Genomic DNA, 18,065 nt, shown 5'->3' on the forward strand with positions numbered 1-18,065 from the left:
ATCGTCACTTATCAGCCGCCATTCTGGTTTGGGATTCGCGCCGCAAGGGGCGCGGATACTGCGCTCGGGCAGACACTGCCCGCTGGCGGCACTTTAGCGAGATGAGGAAAAATAGGCCGTGAAGCAGGTCATAAATACTTTGCCCACAACCCTTTTTTTTGAGGGCTGCCAATCAGTTCTCAGGAAAACTTGAGGCAACTTCTTAAGAAAGGATGGCCGGAGCTTGAAACCGGCCGCATCGTGCAAAAAACAACCGGATCAACCAGCCCGGGACGTGCCCCGGGCGTTGCCGCCCGGGTGGTTAGCCGGCCGGCAGGAAGTCGATCGGGTACAGGATCGTGATGGTCGGCACCCCGGCCTTCGGCCCGAAGTTGAATCGCTTCACGCGGGCAACGATCTTGCTGTTGAGGGGTGGCGAATCCATATCGCTGGACTCCACCCGGGCCAGGGAGACCGCACCATCGGGTTCGATGGTGATCTTAAGCACCATGCGCCCCTGCAGTGCCGGGTTGTTACGCAGTTCGCGGTTGTAGATCCTGTACAGCGCGGCCTTGTAGCGGTCGAAGACGATCTGGATCTCTTCGTCCGTACGTGACGGCCCTGCCCCATCGCTGAGCGGACGGTCCTCGCCGGCGAAATCCCCTTCGCTGCCGATAGAGCTCTCGACCCTGGAGAAGGCCACCCCGGACAGCGCAGTGCCGGTACCACCCACGTTGCGACTCAGGTTCGCCGTATTGATACCACCGCTACCAGCTTTGGCCGCTGCGGTAATCAGCGAGCGCTGACTGCGGTTCTCCTTCTTGCCGGCTGTGCTCAGCTGCGTTCTCTGGCCGAGACGATTATCCAGATCATCCTCGATCAGGTCCTGGAAGTTGTCCTTGAAGGCCAGGACACCAGTGCGCTCGGCCTTGCGACGGGCCTCCTGCTTCTCTGCCTTGGTGGGCGGAGGCTCTTTCTGGGCGACCTGCTTCTTGGGCTCGGGCTTCTTCTCTTCCGGTTTCTGCTGGGCCTGTTTCGGCTCCGGCGGCGGCTTGGGCTTGGTTTTCTTCTCAATTACCAGCTTTGCCAGGCGCTCGGGAATCTCCACCACCTCATCTTCAGGCTCCGGCACCTGCCACATGGGCACCAGGTAGCCGAGCATCAATGCCAGCAGCAGGGATGCCAGAAGGCATAGGCGGAAACGACGCTCGTCCTCACCATTCTTGTGCCAGGGCATAACCGCGGTACGGCCGTCGCTCAATTCCAGGTCGCGAGTGACCTCGAATTCGAACTGGGACTCCTCCGCCTCGCGGCGCAAAATATCGGCGCGCTCGTCGAGGTCGAAAACCTCCTCTTCACAATCCTCGATCTGCTCGTGCACCCGGCGGCGCTGTTCCTGCAGCAGCTCAAGGCTGGCGTTGTGAACACTGACGGTGCGGTGAATGCGCTCGATGGCGTGCTCGGACGCATCCTCACGGTATCCATCGGCCCAAAACAGCTCGCCGGCATTCATATCTTCCAGCTTGCCCAGGCGCTCGGAGATCTCGCTGAGCAGGTCATACTTGACCTGCTCCTCGCTCAGGGCCGCCAGTTTCGCATCGATCTGTGCCTGCTCTTCCTCGAGCACTGCGATGCGGCGGCGAACGATCTCCAGCTCATCCTTTACGGCGCGCTGTTGTTGCTGAAAATTAGTCACAGACTTCTACTAACCCTGGGATGCTTTCTGAATGACCGCCAGCGAGACCTTGGTATAACCGGCATCGGTACAGCTCGACATCACCTTCTTCAGCAAGCTGAAGGGAATGGTGCGGTCGGCGAGAATATTGACTTCAGGCGGCAGAACCGGAGTTTCTTCCTCACTACCCGCTTCCGCTGCAGTCTCTGGCTCTACCTCAGACTCAACAGCTTCGCTGGCGACCTGAGCTTGGCTGTTGACTTGCGCGAGGGAGATCGCCTTATCCATTTCGGCCAGCATGGCCTCTTTGATGGCCTCGATTACCGTCTCTTCGCTGCCCGCCACTTCACTTGTGGCAATCACCGGCTTGGCTTCGATAAGCACTTCTTCGTCGGTCACCATCAGCGTAATCGTTTCACGGGGCCTGGATTCCACCACTGAATCCGGGAGCGTGATGACTTTCGGCGGCTCCAGCGCTTCATTGCTGGAAGTATTGGTCAGCAGGAAGAACACCAGAATGGTGAACACGTCCATCAGTGATGTCAGGTTCATGCCCGGTGTCTTGCGACGACGGCTCCGGGCCATGCGCTTCATGCGTCGGCTTTCATGTCTCACGGCGCATCTCCTAGGGAAACGTCCGGAAAGAGTTCAACCCTTTCCACAGCATCGGGATCTTCCGGATCGGCGTCCTCAGGGCGCACTTCGGCTCCCCGAACCGCATCCATAACGCCCACCAGGTGCTCGTAGGCCACATCGGGCTCCATCAAAATGATGGAATCGGTCTTTTCCGGGTAACTGGCTTTAATTTCCAGGAGAAACTCTCTCAGCTTCTTGAGATCGTAGACTTGCTCGGTGGAGCGAAGCTCCATCTCCATGGACTGCTCGCCTTCAGACACAGCTGCCGCGTCTGTTTCCCCGCTAACCAGCTCTGATTCGGCCTGCTCCAGATTAGGGAAGCGCGCTATGACTTTTTCCCCGTCGCTGATTTCCAGGGCGTCCATGCGAACCACAACCTCTACAGTCACCGTGGGGTCATCCGGCGCACCACCTCCGGCTCCGGATGGCATATCCAGCTCAAGGATGGTGACCCGCGAGAACACTGCAGAGACCAGCAGGAACGGCACCAACACCACCATCAGGTTGAGGAAGGCGGTAATGTCGAGCTCCGGAGCCTCTTTATTTCTTCCGTGGCGACGCCTTCTCATCACGCATTTTCCAGTGCTTGCTCGTCCTTCTTCGCCTCGGCGGACGGATTCTCAGCGTCCGCTCTCGCCCCCTCTGAACCAGCGTCAGCACCATCAGCCTTGATCGAATCTGCAGCCTTCTCCGCTTTCTCTTCAGCCTCTACGTCACGGCGACGACGGCTGGAGATGGAAATGATGTTGAGGGCTTTCACGGAAACCATTTCCAGGCTATCCACGATCTCACCAGTCAGGGAGTTCAGCAGTGCGTGTACGATCAGCAGGGTAATACCGACCATCAGGCCAAACGCGGTGGTGTTCATGGCCACGGAAATACTGGCTGACAGCAGGTCAGCCTTCTCGGCCGGGTTGGCATTGGCCACGGCAGTAAAGGCCTCGATCAGACCCATAATGGTACCCAGCAGGCCCAACAGCGTGGCGATATTGGAGAAAAGTGCGACGTACGGCGTGCGCTTCTCGAGCTGAGGGATGATCTCCATCATGCTCTCTTCCATCGCAATTTCGATATCTTCCCGGCGACGCACGGCACCCTGGCGGGCGAGACCCATGGCCAGCAGCTTGCTGACACCGGAGTTATCCTTGCTGACCAGATTACGCGCGCGATCAAAGTCACCGGAATTCAGGATTGGCTGCAGCTTGTCCCACATGGATCGGTTGGTGTGGCGCTCATAAACGAGGCGCAGATAGCGCTCGATAGCGACCGCCGCCCCCAGGGCGAACACAACAAGAATGGGGTACATGAATGCACCACCAGTCTGGAAGAAAGCGATTACGCTGTTGAAGAAATCCATTACAAACCCTCTTAGAAAAACTGCAGTAGCTGCGCGTAGATTAAAATTCTTGTGCCTGAGTCCAAACCGACTGCCTGATTGAGGCGGTTCGTCAGTCCTCGGAAAGGCTTAGTCGGTAAAACTCCAGCTCACGGGAAAACACCTCTTTATCCAGTGGCTGCAGTTTGTCATCCATCAGGCTGGAGACCAGCTCACTCTCCACCCCAACCTCGGAACTCTTCCAGGGGACAATGTACAGTGATTTCGGCGCCTCTTTGTTACCGATAATCGAAATACCGGAAAGGGACTTCACTTCATCATCGACTTTCTTTGAGCCAGCGCTGGAATCCTGCGCTTGCGCAGCCGGGGATACCAGAAATGCCAGGCTGAGCAGAAACGGGACCGCATTCCTTGCCAAACCCATGATTGGATTCTCCATTGAACTGTTCATTGTATTCTCCGCTTCAATCCAGCCACCCAGAGCGGCACATCTTTATCGTCTGGCTCCAACTGCAGGTAACGCTCGAATTGTGCCAGAGCGCACTGCGGATCTTGCAGATAGAGATCACACAATATGCCAAAGTTTTTAATCAGCGGTGCGTAGCCCGGATTCTGGTTCTGCGCACTGGTGAACAGTTCACGCGCCTCCTCAAAACGCCCCTGCTTCCGGTAAAGCACCGCCAGCTCATTGGCCCCAACAGGGTGGTTCGGGAAAACCTCCAGAGCCTTCAGCAGGTTTTCCTCCGCATTCTTTTCATCACCAGACTGGTAATAGGCGATACCCAGGTTGATATAGGGTGCCGGAAGGCGCTGCTCACGCTGTACGACATCCTGTAACAGTTCAATTGCCTCCGGATAGCGTTCGCCACGCAGCAACTCCAGGGCCTGATCGAAGTCACGCTCGACGGAACCGGAAACCCGCACGCTTGAAGGATCCACAAACTGCCCACCGGCACGCTTTGGCGTGCCGGAGCAGGCGGCTAGCAGGGTGGCGACCAGGGTGACCGACACCATCCGCAACAGCAATCTGGAAACTGACTCCATGAAAAACCTTCGTTGTTAGAACTATTTTCCCGACACATTCGCTGAGGCAGCGTTACGCGGATTCAGCCTTCCTCGGCCTGCACCGCGCCTTCTTCCGGATCCACTTCTGGCCGCGGCACGATGGAAGGCATGTACTCGCCGACATCCTCGGCCCGCGCATATTGGGCAGGTACAAGCCCGGCAAGCTTGCCGATACTGTCCTGGATCCAGCGGTTATAGATACCCATACCGAGCAGCTCGATATTTTTCTCATGAACCGAGATTGCCCGCTCCTCGAAGGGATAGATCTGCTCTTCCAGCGCCAGCTCGTACTCCTCGAGCTCCACCGGTGAAAGATTGGTGGGCCGCTCGGAATCCCGTAGCGCATGGCTGAAGTGCAGATAGATCTCGGCCAGGTGGAAGGTTGCCGCCGCAGTAACATCGGCCACCTGATAGTCGATCAGGTTCGTGTAGGCATCGATCGCCGCCTTCATCCGTGTACGCTTGACGTTCAAGTTTTGCTCGATGGGCACCACCAGCGCCACGGCAGTAAACGACTCGAATTTGGGCTCGGCCAGCACCAGGGCTGCGTTGCCGGCCAGATAACGGGTGCGATCTGTTCTGCCCGCGCCACCTTCCCGCTCGATACGGACCATCCGCTCAAGCTGGGCCAAATACTGCGACTGCGCACCTGCATCCTTGTGCAGGTCCGCGATGCGCTGGTGCGTCTCCAGCGCTGGCTCCAGAGGGGAGGGGAACAACTTCACATAGCGCTGCAGGACTACCAGTGCCTTGTCGCTGCGATCTGCCGCTTTATACAGGTCTGCCGCCTGGGTCAGCGCCTCACGGCGAACGTCGTCATCGTCAGACTCCCGCTCGATCCGCTCAAACTCCCCTGCGGCCAGCAATAGCTCACCGCTTTCCTGGTAGACCACAGCGAGCTTTTTGGTGACTTCCTTGATCAGCTCATGTTTGGGGAAGTTCTGGCGGAAGCCATTCAGGACAACCGCTGCCTGGGTCCAGTCCTGCAGGGTGATGAGCACCGCGGCAGCATCGTATTCGGCCGTAGCCAGCAATTTAGCGCCCGGAGCAACTTTACGAATACGCAGGAAGTGTTCAGCCGCAAGCTGGTAATTCTCTTCTTTTCTCGCCAGGTCCCCCTGCTGATAGATGGATGCCGCCAGGTTGTCGAACAAGTCTGCCCGATCTTTGGCATCCGCTGCGGTCAGGGCGAGTGCCTTGCCATAGGCCTGCTCTGCCTCGGGGTACGCCTCGGTATCGAAAGAACCGTGTGCAACCAGAACCCACGCTGAGCGGCGAATCTCCTGCTCCGCCTGCGGGAAACGCTCGAGCAGCAGCCGGCCATTGGCGATGGTCTGCTGGTAGTCCCGCAGTGAATAGAGATCCTCAACAGCACCCACCATGACTTGCGGCGCCTTCTCATGCTGCTGAAAGGTTTCAGCAAACTGTAACGATGAGCGGATGATCTCCCGCTGCATGGGAGCACGCTTGGCTGCAGATGCGCCTTTCAGGGCGGTGCCCAGATGCTCACGATAGGCGTAGACCGCAGCGTAGCCGGCCTCGCTCGAATTCTTGTGCTGCGGGTAATCGTAAGCCGTGCGCTCGTACTGCTTACCGGCACCGAGGAAGTCCCGGTTTTCAAGCATCAGGCCTGCGAACTGGTAATTGATTTCTGGTGCGCGGGGCTGGTCGGAGAAAGAGACCAGATAGGCGCGGTACCAATGGATCGCTTCCTGGTAATTTTCGGTTTTCTTGTCCTTGAGGCGCTTGTTCTGGTAAGCGGCGTGATAGTGGCCCGCCAGGTCAATCAGGTTCGCCTGCAGGAACTCCACGACCTCACCGTATTCGTTGATATCGAATACGTTCCAGTACTCGGCGTCCAGCGCATAGGTGGTGGCAAAGGTCTTCTTCGAGTCAAGTACAAGACGGGGGAAGCCGCCCTTCTGGTAGATCTCGATGACACGAATGGAGAAATCCGCAGATTCCCGATGCAGTGGGTTACGCTCCACGAACGTATTGTAGGCCTCGGCCGCATCCTGGTAGCGGCGTTTTACCAGGTAATACTCGCCGAGGTGGCTGTAGACATGGGACTCGTAACTCCGGGCACCCTTGCGGTTGAAGTAGTCCACAATGGATTCAGCCCCACCGAGGTACGAGAAACTGAGGCTGATCACGCGGAAAGTATCCTCCACGTGCTTTTTCTCGACCTTGTTGGTTTGCTGATTCAGGTCATACCCTTCGGACAGCTTGTAGTCGAGCATGGCGATATAGTCGTCCAGCGCCAGCTCGTACATATCCTGCTTGAACAGAGCCCAGCCTCGTTTGTACAGCGCCAACTCGTGAAAGCTGGAAGCGGGGCCGATATCGATGACCTTGCCGTAGGCCTCTTCGGCATCCAAATATTTCTTGCGGGTAAAGTAATATTCGCCGAGACGAAAGAAAGCCTCATCCAGATGGCGGGAGCCGGGATACTTGGCTGCCATCTGGCGCAGTACATCTACTGCTTTGTCGACTTGACCCGTCTCCTCATAGGCTCTTGACAGCTGGTACATGACCTGGTCGTTGCGATCGTAATGCGGGTACTTGGCCAGTAGCTCCTCATAAAGCTGGATGGCTTCCCGGGCATTGGCCGCGAGGATGGCCTCGGCATCGCCGGGCGCCTGAACCGGGGCAGAGTCACCTTCGATCTCTACCGCACCGCTGGCACGCCGCTCAAAGTCGCGATCGGATTCGGTAGATCCGGCGCCCGCAACCGATGCTCTTGCAGCCTCGCCCGCCACAATCGGCGCAGGGGATGCCACCGGAGCCGTCAACTGACCGCCACCTGAACGCGCATTGCGGGAAATGGCCACTGTGTCGGCATTATTTGCCGGCGTTTCAGCGCCCGAACTGGCCTGACGCTGGGCCGCAGCACCACCATCCACCAACCCTGCCTCGGCACGGTGAGCCTGCTTGATCTTGAGGTCGGCGATGCGCCGCATAGCCTCTGGGGTCAGCGAACTCTCGGGCGTCTCCTGTAGATACTGCTGATAACTGGCCAGCGCTTTTTCCAGACTGCCGTCGATGTATTCCTCTTCGATCGCAATATCGACCCGCTGGAGACTGCCAATGGTATTGCGATCATTGACTGCACAGCCCTGCACCAGCAGGCCCAGTGCGGCCGCCGCCAGGATACGATTGGCACTGCGGCTATGGGCACGAATAGCCTCCGTTAACGGGGTTGTCTTGGCCGGCTTCACTGTTCAACCTCCTGTGCCGACGCACCTTCAGCGGGCACACCCAGTTCCGGCGGATTCTGCTGTGGCAGGGGATCACCGTCTGCCGGTGCCGTGCTGGACTCGGGCTCGGGTGCGACCTCCGCGCCGCCGTCTTCGATCACGATTTCAGCTGCCTTTTGCAGGGCTTCGACCTTGCGCTGATCTTCACGCTGCTCCTGCAGCTCGTTGGCGCGGTCGTAACTGTCCGCCAGCGCGAACCTGGCCTTGATCTGGTAGTTTTCCAGCTGCGCGCGACGACGCTCCAGCTCGTCGATTGCCAGTGTCTCGAGCATTTTTCCCTGACGCGCCATCAGCATATCCAGGCGGTCCTGGCTCTGCTGCAGCCGGGCGCGGACATTGCGAATCGTGTCGTCATAGCCGGTGTAACTGTGAGTAGCGGCCTGGCGGCTACGGACATAGGACTGGTAGACCGTCTGCAGTTTCTCAATTTCTACATTGAGCTGTTGCAGGCGCTTGTAGGCCTCTGTCAGCCGCGCGTCGTATTCGGTCGCCAGACGGAATTGCAATACACCTTCAAGGCGCTCGAGGCGGCGTAGAGAGTCTTCGCCTACCACCTGATTGCGGGTCCGTGCCCGTAATTGGCGCAGCTCTTCGAGCGACTCAAGTTCCTCGGAACGCCCCAGGTATTCGGGCCGGCGGGTTACCAGCATCTGCTCGATCCGGGCCGCGAACTTATCGCGCTCTTCCATGCGCATGCGAATTCGCGCATCCAGCTGGCGAAACTTCTGGTCCAGCCCGGGGAGAAGCGGCTCGTAGTAATTCCGGCGCAGGGAGATCAGGTCCTCATACGCGGTCAAGCTCTCGAGCCAGCTCTCGTTGCGCTCAAACAGATCGTTGAGGTCGCGGTAGTTGCGCAGGAACTCCTGATAGTCGTTGGAGGCCATCAAGTCCAGCAGGTAATGCGTCTCCGGCGCACCGGGAATATCCCGTAGCGTGACAACCCAGTTTTTGACCTGGTCGGCCTCTTTTCGGCGCAGGGCCTCCAGAAACTTGCCTTCACGGATACTGATGATCGAGGCAGTGAGGGTGTCAATTTCCCGCCCGAACTTGTCCAGCGCAAATCCATAATTGACGGCAGCGGTGCTGTGCACATCCAGTTTTCCGTACGCAAAGGGCACCGCCAGCATCGACTCCTGCACGGCCTCATTGGTAGCCTGGCGAGCCTGCAACAGCTTCCAGGGCACCAGCGCCCGGTCATATCGACCAGCGCGCGCCTCGACCCAACCGGCACCGAGCAGTGCGCGATTGGAGAACGGACCTTCCAGCTGTACACGATCGAAGTAGGGACGAGCGCGCTCAAGTTCGCCAGCCTCCATCAGGTAGGAACCCAGCAGGAGGTTGGTCTTATCGGACAGCGCCTGCTGTGCCGGGTCTCCACTCCTCCGCTTGCCGAGCGCAGTCAGCTCCGCCACGCCACGCTCAGCATCGCCAGCTTTGAGCAAGGCAATACCCAGGTTGTACTCGATGAAGCCCTCAAGGCGAGACTCACCTTTGAGGTCACGCAGTAATGACACCGCCTCTTCGAAGCGGCCAAGCTCCATAAACACCCGCGCGCGCAGGAACTGTTCTTCTGGACGCACCCGCTCCGGCACCCGGCCCTCGATCATTTCGAGGGCGTGCAGGGCGTTACGCGGCTGCTGCTTGTGATAGTGAATTTTGGCCAGGCGGTACGCCGCCTCGTTTTTTACCGGCTGGGGAACGTTGCCCTTGAGCACCGCTTCGATGGCACGCCCGGCCTCGTGATGCATGCGGTAGGACAGCTCCAGGTCTCCCACTGAGAACTGCGCCTGGCCGAAATGCGCACTGAATGGATCCAGCTCGGGCTCGTCGAGTCGGCGATACTGATCCAATTCCGTATCCAGACCGACGATGGCATCAAAGTAGCGCTCCTGATGGGCCTCAAACATGGAGGCACCAAAAAAGAGGTCCTTCAGCGCTTCTTCATTGCGATCTTTGGCCACCCCCCAGGGAGCAACCAACAACGCGGGCATGACCAGGCCAACCAGCGGCCGCAAGAGGACGCCGGCGGCTCTTTTCTTTACCGCGGTAGCGGAGACCTGCCTATCAACCATGATTACCAGTCCTTGAAACTGATGGCTGACTGCTCTCCAGCGATTTCTATCTCGACAAACTTGGGCCCAACTCGCTTTTCAACGGTATGAGAGGCTGTGGCTCGTAACTCCCGGCCGCTCGCCGACTTGCCGAGGAAGCTGACTTCCAGTGGATGGTTACCAGACTGAACATTGGCCGTATAAATCTTCTGCACACCGCCCTTACGCAAGGCTTCCAGCTCGCGGAAGGTGTAGAGATGGTGTGCGACCACCTCGTTATTCAGCTTTACTTCTACCGCCTCTAGATCGAAGCTACTTTCTTTAGGCAGGGAAACAAAAAAAGCAGCCTGGGTATTGGAAGGAAAGAGTAATTTTTCCTCCAGCTGCACCAGCTCCGCGGTCAGCTCGATGACATCTTGCTTGGCATCCTGTATCTGGTCGTCCAGCCCACGAATCTCATCGCGACTGACCGACTGCGCAAATGCGAGCGACGCCGACAGCATCAAAACGGTTAACTGTAGAATTCGGAACATTTTTCTACCTCTGGCCCTACTTCTAGCGGTGGACGTCGGGGAACCCAGACAAACGTTGCCCGCAGGAGATGAGCTTTAAAAAACGGGCTCTGCGTCAGCGGATTGTATTTCAATCCACTTGCGGCCAGATGTGAGGCAGGTCATATCTCCGGGATTCAACCCAGAGTTTGCCTACCGAGAGAAAAGCCCCGCGCAACAGCCCTGACAGCCAATCAGATCGGGGAGCAATCGCACAGGGAGGGAGGAAATAAAGTAAACATTGAGCCCTGCAGAACCTGCGGGCATAAAAAAAGGCACTCGCTAGCGAGTGCCTTGTATTTGGTGCCCAGGGCGGGACTTGAACCCGCACGCGCATAGCGCACTACCCCCTCAAGATAGCGTGTCTACCAATTCCACCACCTGGGCTAAAACTTGTTACTGCTGCACACCCTCGTCAGCTTCAGGCTCAGCCTGTTCGGCCTGAGGGATCTCGTCAGCTGCGGGCTCCTCCAGAGTCGGAACCTCTTCCAGGGCCGGGACATCACCCTCGAGCGCCGGAATCTCTTCAGCCGGACCCGGCTGCTCGACCGCTGCAGGAACCTGCGGCAGGCCGTCATCGATGTCAGCCCCTGCACCCTGCTTTGCCAGAACAGCCAGGCCGAGGCTGGTGACAAAAAACACGGTCGCCATGATGGCGGTCAGGCGGGAGAAAAAGTTACCGCTGCCCTGACTACCAAACACGGTCTGGGAGGCACCCGCGCCGAAAGAGGCGCCGGCTTCTGCGCCCTTACCCTGCTGCAGCAGAATCAGCCCGATGATGCTCAGGGCAGTAAGGACGTGAAAAACTAAAACCAACTTTTCCATTTTCAGGAAACTCACTTTCTGGGCCGAGGCCCGTTTTCAGTATTCTGTCAGCCCGCGATCCGCGTGGCAATTTAGTCCGCGACCAGTCAGGCAGCGCGACAAATCTCGGCAAACTCAGCTGCATCCAGGGATGCGCCACCCACCAGAGCGCCATCAATATCGGGCTGCTCGAACAGGGAGGCTGCATTGGCGGCCTTCACACTGCCACCATACAAAATCTGCACCTGAGGCCCCGCTGCACCCAGTCGCGAACGGATAAATTCATGAACCGCCTGCGCCTCCTCAGGAGTCGCAGTCTTGCCGGTACCTATGGCCCACACTGGCTCGTAGGCAATCACGGCTCCGTTCCAGCAGTCACTGCCAACCAGCTCGGACACGGCGTCCAACTGGGCACCAATGACATCCAGCGCCTGCGATGCTTCCCGCTCTTCCAGTGTCTCACCGACACAGAGAATAGGCACCAGGCCCGCCTCTCTGGCAGCGCGGAACTTCGTGGCCACCAACGCGCTGTCCTCATGGTACAGGCTGCGGCGCTCCGAGTGCCCGACGATCACGTAACGGACCGCCAAATCCTTGAGCATGGCGACACTCACCTCTCCGGTGAAAGCCCCAGCTTCCTGCTCACTGACGTTCTGGGCCCCGAGCCCTGCATTGTCATAGCCGGAGCTCTCTACAAGCTCGCCGACCAGCGGCAGGTAGGGAAACGGCGGACAAAAAACCACATCACCATTTGCCCCCTTCAGGTCCAGGGCCTTGAAAAACGCCTCGGCAAACTCGCGGCTGCCGTTCATTTTCCAATTGGCTGCTACCAGCGATCTACGCATGTGTGCTCCTTCAAGGGGCGCAAATCTTAGCGATATTGCCGCCAACATACAACAGAAAATCGAAAAGAATCCGGCACTTAAGCCATGGACAGCGGCCTTGCCGCCACGGCCCTGTCATCGCGGCCGGCCGCCACTCAACCGTTACCGATACGCTCCACCACCTGGGCAATATCGCCAGCCAGCTGCTCCACTTCGCCGCGCTCAACCCCCTCCACCATCACCCGGATCAGGGGCTCGGTGCCGGAAGGCCGCAACAGCACACGACCGCGATCCTGGAGCTGCTCCTCCGCCCTGGAAACGGCGGCGCGCACGTCATCGTGCTCAAGTACGCCGTCGCGATGGGCCAGCCGCACATTGATCATGTGCTGCGGCAACATCTTCATGCGCCCGCGGAGCGCCTCCAGGGGCTCGGCGAAATCTTCCAGCGCCCGCAGCACCTGCAGGGCGGAGACGATGCCGTCGCCGGTGGTGGTGGCATCCGCGCAGATGATATGACCAGAGGACTCACCACCGAGACTCCAATCGTTGGCCTGCATCTTCTCCAGAACGTAACGGTCCCCAACCTTGGCGCGCTCGAACGGGATAGACAGCTCCTTGAGGGCCAGCTCAAAACCGTAATTGCTCATCTGGGTGCCGACCACGCCGCTGCAACCGCCCGCGAACTGCTGGCGATGCAGGGCGATCAAGAACAGGAGTTCGTCGCCGTCGACCAGGTTGCCGCTGCTGTCCACAAACAACACCCGGTCACCATCACCGTCGAAGGCGATCCCCAGATCGGCGCCCTGCTCTACCACCGCCTGCTGCAGCTTGGCAGGCTTGGTAGAGCCACAGTCGAGATTGATGTTCTGCCCATCGGGGCTGGTGCCGATGGCGATCACCTCGGCACCCAACTCGCGGAACACCTTGGGAGCGATGTGGTAAGTGGCGCCGTTGGCGCAATCCAGCACGATTTTCATGTCGCCCAGGGAAAAACCCCAGGGCGTCGAGGCCTTACAGAACTCGATGTAACGTGCCGCCGCGTCGTCGATTCGCCACGCCTTGCCCAGATGCTCTGCGGTTACCATCGGCAAATCGAGTGCCGCCTCGATATCGAGCTCCACCTGGTCGGGCAACTTGCTGCCACCGGCACTGAAGAACTTGATGCCGTTGTCCTGGAAGGGGTTATGGGACGCGCTGATCACGATCCCGGCCTGGGCGTGGAAAGTCCGCGTCAGGTAGGCGATGGCCGGCGTGGGCATTGGCCCCAGCAGGCCGACGTCGACCCCGGCGTTGATCAGCCCGGCCTCCAGGGCCGCTTCAAACATGTAGCCGGAAATCCGCGTGTCCTTACCGATCAGGATACTGGGACGATGACCTCCTTTGCCCCCTGCCCCCTCCGCCAGGACCTTGCCGGCGGCATAACCGAGCCGCAACATGAAGTCGGGAGTGATTGCTCCCTCGCCCACACGCCCACGAATACCGTCGGTGCCGAAGTACTTTCTCGCCATTTTCTTTCTCAAATCCGTGATTGCCCCAGCCCGAACAGCGGGGCAAATCCGTCACTAGGGTTGGTCGACCAGCTGCTGAAATGCCAACACATCAGCAGTGGCGGCCACATCGTGCACCCGGAGTATGCGCGCCCCCCGCTGTGCGGCCAGCATCGCCAAAGCCAGGCTGCCCGGCAGCCGGTCCTCCACTTCGCGCCCCAACAGGCGCCCGATCATGGACTTGCGCGACAGCCCCGCGAGCAACGGCATCCCCTCGGGCGCCAGCTGTGCCTGCCGCCTCAGCAACTCCAGGTTGTGTTCGTCCGTCTTGCCGAAGCCATAGCCGGGATCAAAAATTACCTGTCCCCGCGGGATACCGGCCGCTTCGCACGCCTGCAGCCTCTCTTCCAGAAAGGCCGCCACCTCTTCAACGACGTCCTCGTAATGGGGATTGGCCTGCATGGTGCCGGGCTGCCCCTGCATATGCATCAAACAGACCGGCAGACCGGTGTCCGCTGCCGCCGCCAGGGCGCCAGGGCGCTGCAATGCGCGCACATCGTTGATCAGGCCGGCACCTGCCTCCGCCGCGGCAAGCATAACCGCAGGGGTGCTGGTATCCACCGAAATGATCACATCGAGCTCTTTCGCGATCGCCGCCACCACCGGCACTACCCGCTGGTACTCCTGCTCTTCTGTGACCGGAGCCGCACCGGGCCGGGTGGACTCGCCCCCGATATCGATAATAGCCGCACCTTCATCGACCATCTGCCTGGCGCGGGCCACCGCCGTTTCAAGGTCGAGCTCGCCGTCTCGGTAGTAGCGGCCACCGTCCGAGAAGGAATCCGGGGTCGTATTGAGCACGCCCATGATGCGCGGACGCGACAGGTCCAGGACGTGGTTTCCACAGGTCAGCTTCATAGGGTCCCTAAAATAAAAAGCGGAAGGCTGGAAAAGCCGGCTCAACGCCGGCTCCCCAGCCTTCCGCATTTATCCTGCCATGTTCAGTGGCCTTTCAGCGGCCCACCCACCGGGTTGCCTTCATCAGACTCACCGGCGTTTTCATCTTGTTCAGCGCCTTCCGGGCTACCGTTACCGCCCGCACCCACGTCCGGGTCGTGCCAGTCACGGGGCGGCCGCACCTTGCGACGAGCCATCAGGTCGTCGACCTGCTCCGCGTCCAGGGTCTCATACTCCATCAGCGCATCTTTCATCGCCTCGAGAATATCGCGGTTCTCTTCCAGCAGTTTGTGGGCGCGGTCGTAGCAATCATCAATGATGCGGCGCACTTCCGTGTCGATCTCGTTGGAGGTCTTGCCGGACACCGGATTGCCCGCACCGGGCTGACCGCTCTCGTCTTCACCGTAGTGCAGCGGGCCCAGCTTCTCGGACAGGCCCCACTTGGTAACCATATTACGGGCGAGCTCCGTGGCCCGTTCGATATCGTTAGAGGCACCGGTGGTCACGCCATCCACACCCAGGGTCATCTCTTCGGCAATCCGGCCGCCGAACAGGGAGCAGAGCTGGGATTCGATGGCCCGCTTGGAAATACTGTACTTGTCCTCTTCCGGCAGGAACTGGGTAACACCCAGAGCGCGGCCGCGGGGAATGATGGTGACCTTGTGCACCGGATCGTGCTCCGGCACCAGGCGACCGATGATCGCGTGCCCAGCCTCGTGGTAGGCGGTATTCACCTTTTCTTTCTCGCTCATCACCATGGACTTGCGCTCGGCGCCCATCATGATCTTGTCGCGGGCACGCTCGAACTCGTCCATCCCCACCACACGGCGGTTGGCGCGAGCGGCGAACAGCGCTGCCTCGTTCACCAGGTTGGCCAGATCGGCACCGGAGAATCCGGGTGTGCCGCGGGCAATGGTCTGCGCGGAGACCGAATCGGCCACCGGCACCTTGCGCATATGGACCTTGAGGATCTGCTCGCGGCCGCGGATATCCGGCAGACCAACAAAGACCTGGCGGTCGAAACGCCCCGGGCGCAGCAGCGCGTGGTCGAGCACATCGGGGCGGTTGGTGGCAGCGATCACGATCACGCCCTCATTGCCCTCGAAACCGTCCATTTCCACCAGCAGCTGGTTCAGGGTCTGCTCGCGCTCATCGTGACCACCACCGACACCGGCACCGCGATGGCGACCGACAGCGTCGATCTCGTCGATGAAGATAATGCACGGGGCCTGCTTCTTGGCCTGCTCGAACATGTCGCGCACCCGTGAGGCACCGACACCGACGAACATCTCCACGAAGTCAGAACCGGAAATGGAGAAGAATGGCACCTTGGCCTCACCGGCAATGGCCTTGGCCAGCAGGGTCTTACCGGTACCGGGAGGGCCCGCCATCAGCACCCCGCGGGGGATGTTACCGCCCAGGCGCTGGAACTTGGTGGGATCACGCAGGAATTCCACCAGCTCCTGCACATCTTCTTTTGCCTCGTCCACACCGGCCACGTCGGCAAATGTGGTCTTGATCTGGTCCTCACCTAACAGGCGCGCCTTGCTCTTGCCGAACGCCATGGGGCCCGAGCGACCACCAGCACCGCCCTGCATCTGGCGCATGAAGAACATGAAGACCGCAATGATGATCAGAATCGGGAAGCTCGCCACCAGCAGCTGCTGCCACAGGCTCGCCTCTTCCGGCTCACGACCGACGAATTGCACGTTGCTGCGCACCAGCTCGTTGGTGAGTTCGTCGTCGATAATCTGAGGCTGGATGGTCTTGAAGCGGCTGCCGTCGGCCTTTTCACCGGTAATGATGAGGCCGTCCACGACGACGCTCTTTACCTGGCCGGACTGCACGTCCTGCACAAACTGGGAGTAACTGAGGGCCTCATCCCGGGTCTGCGGTTTGAAGTTCTGAAAGACCATCAGCAGCACCGCCGCGATGACCAACCACAGCACCAGATTCTTCGCCATATCGTTCAAAGGGATCACCCTCTTGCCTTGCTAATCCTGCCGCCCCGGCCCGGACTGGACTTAATCCTGAACCGGGTACAGGGGAGCGGTTTGCACCGCGGCCGACCGCCCCGGTGCCTGGCCATTTCGGCCGCTTACTTTATTTGGATGCCACCACAGCGGATTCAGTTCCAGCCGCTGCGTTTGATCAACCCGACCATTATAGGTAGGCCCGGCCACTCGCGCGGCTCGCTTACCGCGAGCAGCTTATACCATGGCCGGCCATCGGGTCACCAGCGGCCGGTGCCGCAATGAGTGCCCGCGTCTCGGGGCGCCCCTTGAGCCCCCGGCCGGCCAGCCGATACTGAACTTTCAGGGTTCGAAGCGTCACTTTCGCGGGCAACAGAGACACCAGAGTGGCTTCAGTCGCCCTTGTAGCCCCGCGCTACCACATAGACCTCACGGGAGCGGGGCCTGGATGCACCGGGCTTGCGAGTCACGACACTGCTGTAGGAGCCGCGCAGATCGCGAATCAGCTCGTCAAATCCCTCACCCTGGAAAACCTTGGCCACGAACGCGCCGCCGGGCTTCAGCACCTGGCGCGCCATATCCACCGCAAGCTCCACCAGATACATGGAGGCGGGCTGATCCACGTCGCGCACTCCACTCATATTGGGGGCCATATCGGAAATCACAAGGTCCGCGCGCTCATCGCCGAGCCGCTCCAACAGCTGGTTGAGCACGGCTTCCTCGGTGAAATCTCCCTGCACGAAGTCGACGCCGGCCAGAGGATCCATTGGCAGAATATCAGACGCCAGCACATGCCCTTTGTGACCCACCAGTTCAGCGGCCACCTGCGACCAGCCGCCTGGCGCAGCCCCCAGGTCCACCACCGTCATACCGGGTTTGATCAGGCGATCCTTCTTTTGCAGTTCCTGCAGTTTGTAGCTGGCGCGGGAGCGGTAGCCCTCTTTCTGCGACTGCTTCACGTATTGATCGTTGAAATGCTCACGCAGCCAGCGGTGGCTGCTTTTGGATCGGCCCATCAGTTACAATGCGTCCTAATAACACAACAGCTTTCGCATGGGCGGCCCAGAGCCGCGACCGGGCCCACGATCATCACGATCGTCGACGCACCGGTCGCGGCTCTGGGCCGCTCACGCTATGAATATCCACAACGTGGAAACGGAGTATTGTATGCCTTTAACCGCCGACCGTAAAAAAGCACTGCGCACCCTCGGCCACAACCTGAAGCCGGTGGTGACTGTAGCCGGTAAGGGGCTCAGCGAGGGGGTACTGGAGGAGCTGAATCGCGCCCTCGAGGACCACGAGCTGATCAAGGTCAAGCTAATGGTGGCCGATCGGGAACTTCGCCACCAGATTATTGGCGAGTTGTGCGAGAAAAGCGGCGCCGAGTTGGTGCAGGAGATCGGTAAGATCGCACTGATCTACCGGGCGGCAGAGAAGCCCAACGCCCGCCTGTCCAACCTGCTGCGCTGA

At 59.7% G+C, this 18,065-nt stretch carries 16 protein-coding genes and 1 tRNA gene; 1 reads left to right on the forward strand and 16 read right to left on the reverse strand.

The genetic code is table 11. From position 1 onward, the window contains the following. Positions 1-301: 301 nt before the first annotated feature. From AWR36_RS12035 to rlmE, 16 genes are all read right to left on the reverse strand, one after another. Complete coding sequence (locus tag AWR36_RS12035; RefSeq protein ID WP_067085266.1) at positions 302-1,675, reverse strand: AgmX/PglI C-terminal domain-containing protein; 1,374 nt, start codon at positions 1,673-1,675, stop codon at positions 302-304. A 9-nt stretch (positions 1,676-1,684) separates the two neighbouring features. Beyond that, a complete protein-coding gene (locus AWR36_RS12040) occupies positions 1,685-2,269 on the reverse strand; it encodes an ExbD/TolR family protein (RefSeq protein WP_231745315.1) in 585 nt (194 codons plus the stop codon). Then, entirely contained in the window at positions 2,266-2,859 is a 594-nt protein-coding gene (locus tag AWR36_RS12045; protein WP_067085270.1) for an ExbD/TolR family protein, read from the reverse strand. Before AWR36_RS12045 ends, AWR36_RS12040 begins: the two co-directional genes overlap by 4 nt. Further along, the gene (locus tag AWR36_RS12050; protein WP_082679577.1) at positions 2,859-3,647 is read right to left on the reverse strand and encodes a MotA/TolQ/ExbB proton channel family protein; all 789 of its coding nucleotides are present in this window, start codon (positions 3,645-3,647) and stop codon (positions 2,859-2,861) included. Before AWR36_RS12050 ends, AWR36_RS12045 begins: the two co-directional genes overlap by 1 nt. 91 nt (positions 3,648-3,738) lie before the next feature. Beyond that, positions 3,739-4,077 carry a hypothetical protein gene (locus AWR36_RS12055; RefSeq protein ID WP_231745316.1) on the reverse strand — a complete coding sequence of 113 codons (339 nt, stop codon included), beginning with the start codon at positions 4,075-4,077 and terminating at the stop codon, positions 3,739-3,741. Continuing rightward, the gene (locus AWR36_RS12060) at positions 4,074-4,670 is read right to left on the reverse strand and encodes a tetratricopeptide repeat protein (protein WP_231745317.1); all 597 of its coding nucleotides are present in this window, start codon (positions 4,668-4,670) and stop codon (positions 4,074-4,076) included. The genes AWR36_RS12055 and AWR36_RS12060 overlap by 4 nt, the downstream gene beginning before the upstream one ends. Positions 4,671-4,732: 62 nt before the next feature. Then, positions 4,733-7,909: a tetratricopeptide repeat protein gene (locus tag AWR36_RS12065; protein WP_082679578.1), complete on the reverse strand. Its 3,177-nt coding sequence runs from the start codon at positions 7,907-7,909 to the stop codon at positions 4,733-4,735. Then, positions 7,906-10,020 (reverse strand): tetratricopeptide repeat protein, encoded by a 2,115-nt coding sequence (locus AWR36_RS12070; protein WP_231745318.1) that lies wholly within the window; start codon positions 10,018-10,020, stop codon positions 7,906-7,908. Before AWR36_RS12070 ends, AWR36_RS12065 begins: the two co-directional genes overlap by 4 nt. A gap of 2 nt (positions 10,021-10,022) precedes the next feature. Beyond that, positions 10,023-10,532 carry a hypothetical protein gene (locus AWR36_RS12075; protein WP_067085274.1) on the reverse strand — a complete coding sequence of 170 codons (510 nt, stop codon included), beginning with the start codon at positions 10,530-10,532 and terminating at the stop codon, positions 10,023-10,025. Between the two features lie 319 nt (positions 10,533-10,851). Next, a tRNA-Leu gene (locus AWR36_RS12080) sits at positions 10,852-10,937 on the reverse strand. Between the two features lie 9 nt (positions 10,938-10,946). Continuing rightward, positions 10,947-11,375: a preprotein translocase subunit SecG gene (secG, locus tag AWR36_RS12085; protein WP_067085277.1), complete on the reverse strand. Its 429-nt coding sequence runs from the start codon at positions 11,373-11,375 to the stop codon at positions 10,947-10,949. Positions 11,376-11,461: 86 nt separating this feature from the next. Next, a complete protein-coding gene (tpiA, locus tag AWR36_RS12090; RefSeq protein WP_067085279.1) occupies positions 11,462-12,199 on the reverse strand; it encodes a triose-phosphate isomerase in 738 nt (245 codons plus the stop codon). Between the two features lie 134 nt (positions 12,200-12,333). Further along, on the reverse strand, positions 12,334-13,686 hold the full coding sequence (gene glmM, locus AWR36_RS12095; protein WP_067085281.1) for a phosphoglucosamine mutase: 1,353 nt from the start codon (positions 13,684-13,686) through the stop codon (positions 12,334-12,336). A gap of 54 nt (positions 13,687-13,740) precedes the next feature. Next, on the reverse strand, positions 13,741-14,583 hold the full coding sequence (gene folP, locus AWR36_RS12100; RefSeq protein ID WP_067085283.1) for a dihydropteroate synthase: 843 nt from the start codon (positions 14,581-14,583) through the stop codon (positions 13,741-13,743). A gap of 83 nt (positions 14,584-14,666) precedes the next feature. Continuing rightward, positions 14,667-16,586: an ATP-dependent zinc metalloprotease FtsH gene (ftsH, locus tag AWR36_RS12105; protein WP_067085285.1), complete on the reverse strand. Its 1,920-nt coding sequence runs from the start codon at positions 16,584-16,586 to the stop codon at positions 14,667-14,669. A 401-nt stretch (positions 16,587-16,987) separates the two neighbouring features. Continuing rightward, complete coding sequence (gene rlmE / locus AWR36_RS12110; RefSeq protein ID WP_067085287.1) at positions 16,988-17,611, reverse strand: 23S rRNA (uridine(2552)-2'-O)-methyltransferase RlmE; 624 nt, start codon at positions 17,609-17,611, stop codon at positions 16,988-16,990. A gap of 151 nt (positions 17,612-17,762) precedes the next feature. On the opposite strand from rlmE, the gene yhbY reads away from it, so the two are divergent. Further along, positions 17,763-18,065, forward strand: a complete 303-nt coding sequence (yhbY, locus tag AWR36_RS12115) for a ribosome assembly RNA-binding protein YhbY (RefSeq protein ID WP_067085289.1) — start codon at positions 17,763-17,765, stop codon at positions 18,063-18,065.

This window comes from Microbulbifer flavimaris (genome assembly GCF_001641755.2).
In the GTDB taxonomy this organism is placed as follows: Bacteria; Pseudomonadota; Gammaproteobacteria; order Pseudomonadales; family Cellvibrionaceae; genus Microbulbifer; species Microbulbifer flavimaris.

Excerpts from the sequence above, each read along its gene's own strand:
- AWR36_RS12045 (WP_067085270.1), bottom strand. The coding sequence starts at position 2,859 with ATGAGAAGGCGTCGCCACGGAAGAAATAAAGAGGCTCCGGAGCTCGAC.
- AWR36_RS12050 (WP_082679577.1), bottom strand. The coding sequence starts at position 3,647 with ATGGATTTCTTCAACAGCGTAATCGCTTTCTTCCAGACTGGTGGTGCA.
- AWR36_RS12055 (WP_231745316.1), bottom strand. The coding sequence starts at position 4,077 with ATGAACAGTTCAATGGAGAATCCAATCATGGGTTTGGCAAGGAATGCG.
- AWR36_RS12060 (WP_231745317.1), bottom strand. The coding sequence starts at position 4,670 with ATGGAGTCAGTTTCCAGATTGCTGTTGCGGATGGTGTCGGTCACCCTG.
- AWR36_RS12070 (WP_231745318.1), bottom strand. The coding sequence starts at position 10,020 with ATGGTTGATAGGCAGGTCTCCGCTACCGCGGTAAAGAAAAGAGCCGCC.
- AWR36_RS12075 (WP_067085274.1), bottom strand. The coding sequence starts at position 10,532 with ATGTTCCGAATTCTACAGTTAACCGTTTTGATGCTGTCGGCGTCGCTC.
- secG (WP_067085277.1), bottom strand. The coding sequence starts at position 11,375 with ATGGAAAAGTTGGTTTTAGTTTTTCACGTCCTTACTGCCCTGAGCATC.
- tpiA (WP_067085279.1), bottom strand. The coding sequence starts at position 12,199 with ATGCGTAGATCGCTGGTAGCAGCCAATTGGAAAATGAACGGCAGCCGC.
- glmM (WP_067085281.1), bottom strand. The coding sequence starts at position 13,686 with ATGGCGAGAAAGTACTTCGGCACCGACGGTATTCGTGGGCGTGTGGGC.
- folP (WP_067085283.1), bottom strand. The coding sequence starts at position 14,583 with ATGAAGCTGACCTGTGGAAACCACGTCCTGGACCTGTCGCGTCCGCGC.
- ftsH (WP_067085285.1), bottom strand. The coding sequence starts at position 16,586 with ATGGCGAAGAATCTGGTGCTGTGGTTGGTCATCGCGGCGGTGCTGCTG.
- rlmE (WP_067085287.1), bottom strand. The coding sequence starts at position 17,611 with ATGGGCCGATCCAAAAGCAGCCACCGCTGGCTGCGTGAGCATTTCAAC.
- yhbY (WP_067085289.1), top strand. The coding sequence starts at position 17,763 with ATGCCTTTAACCGCCGACCGTAAAAAAGCACTGCGCACCCTCGGCCAC.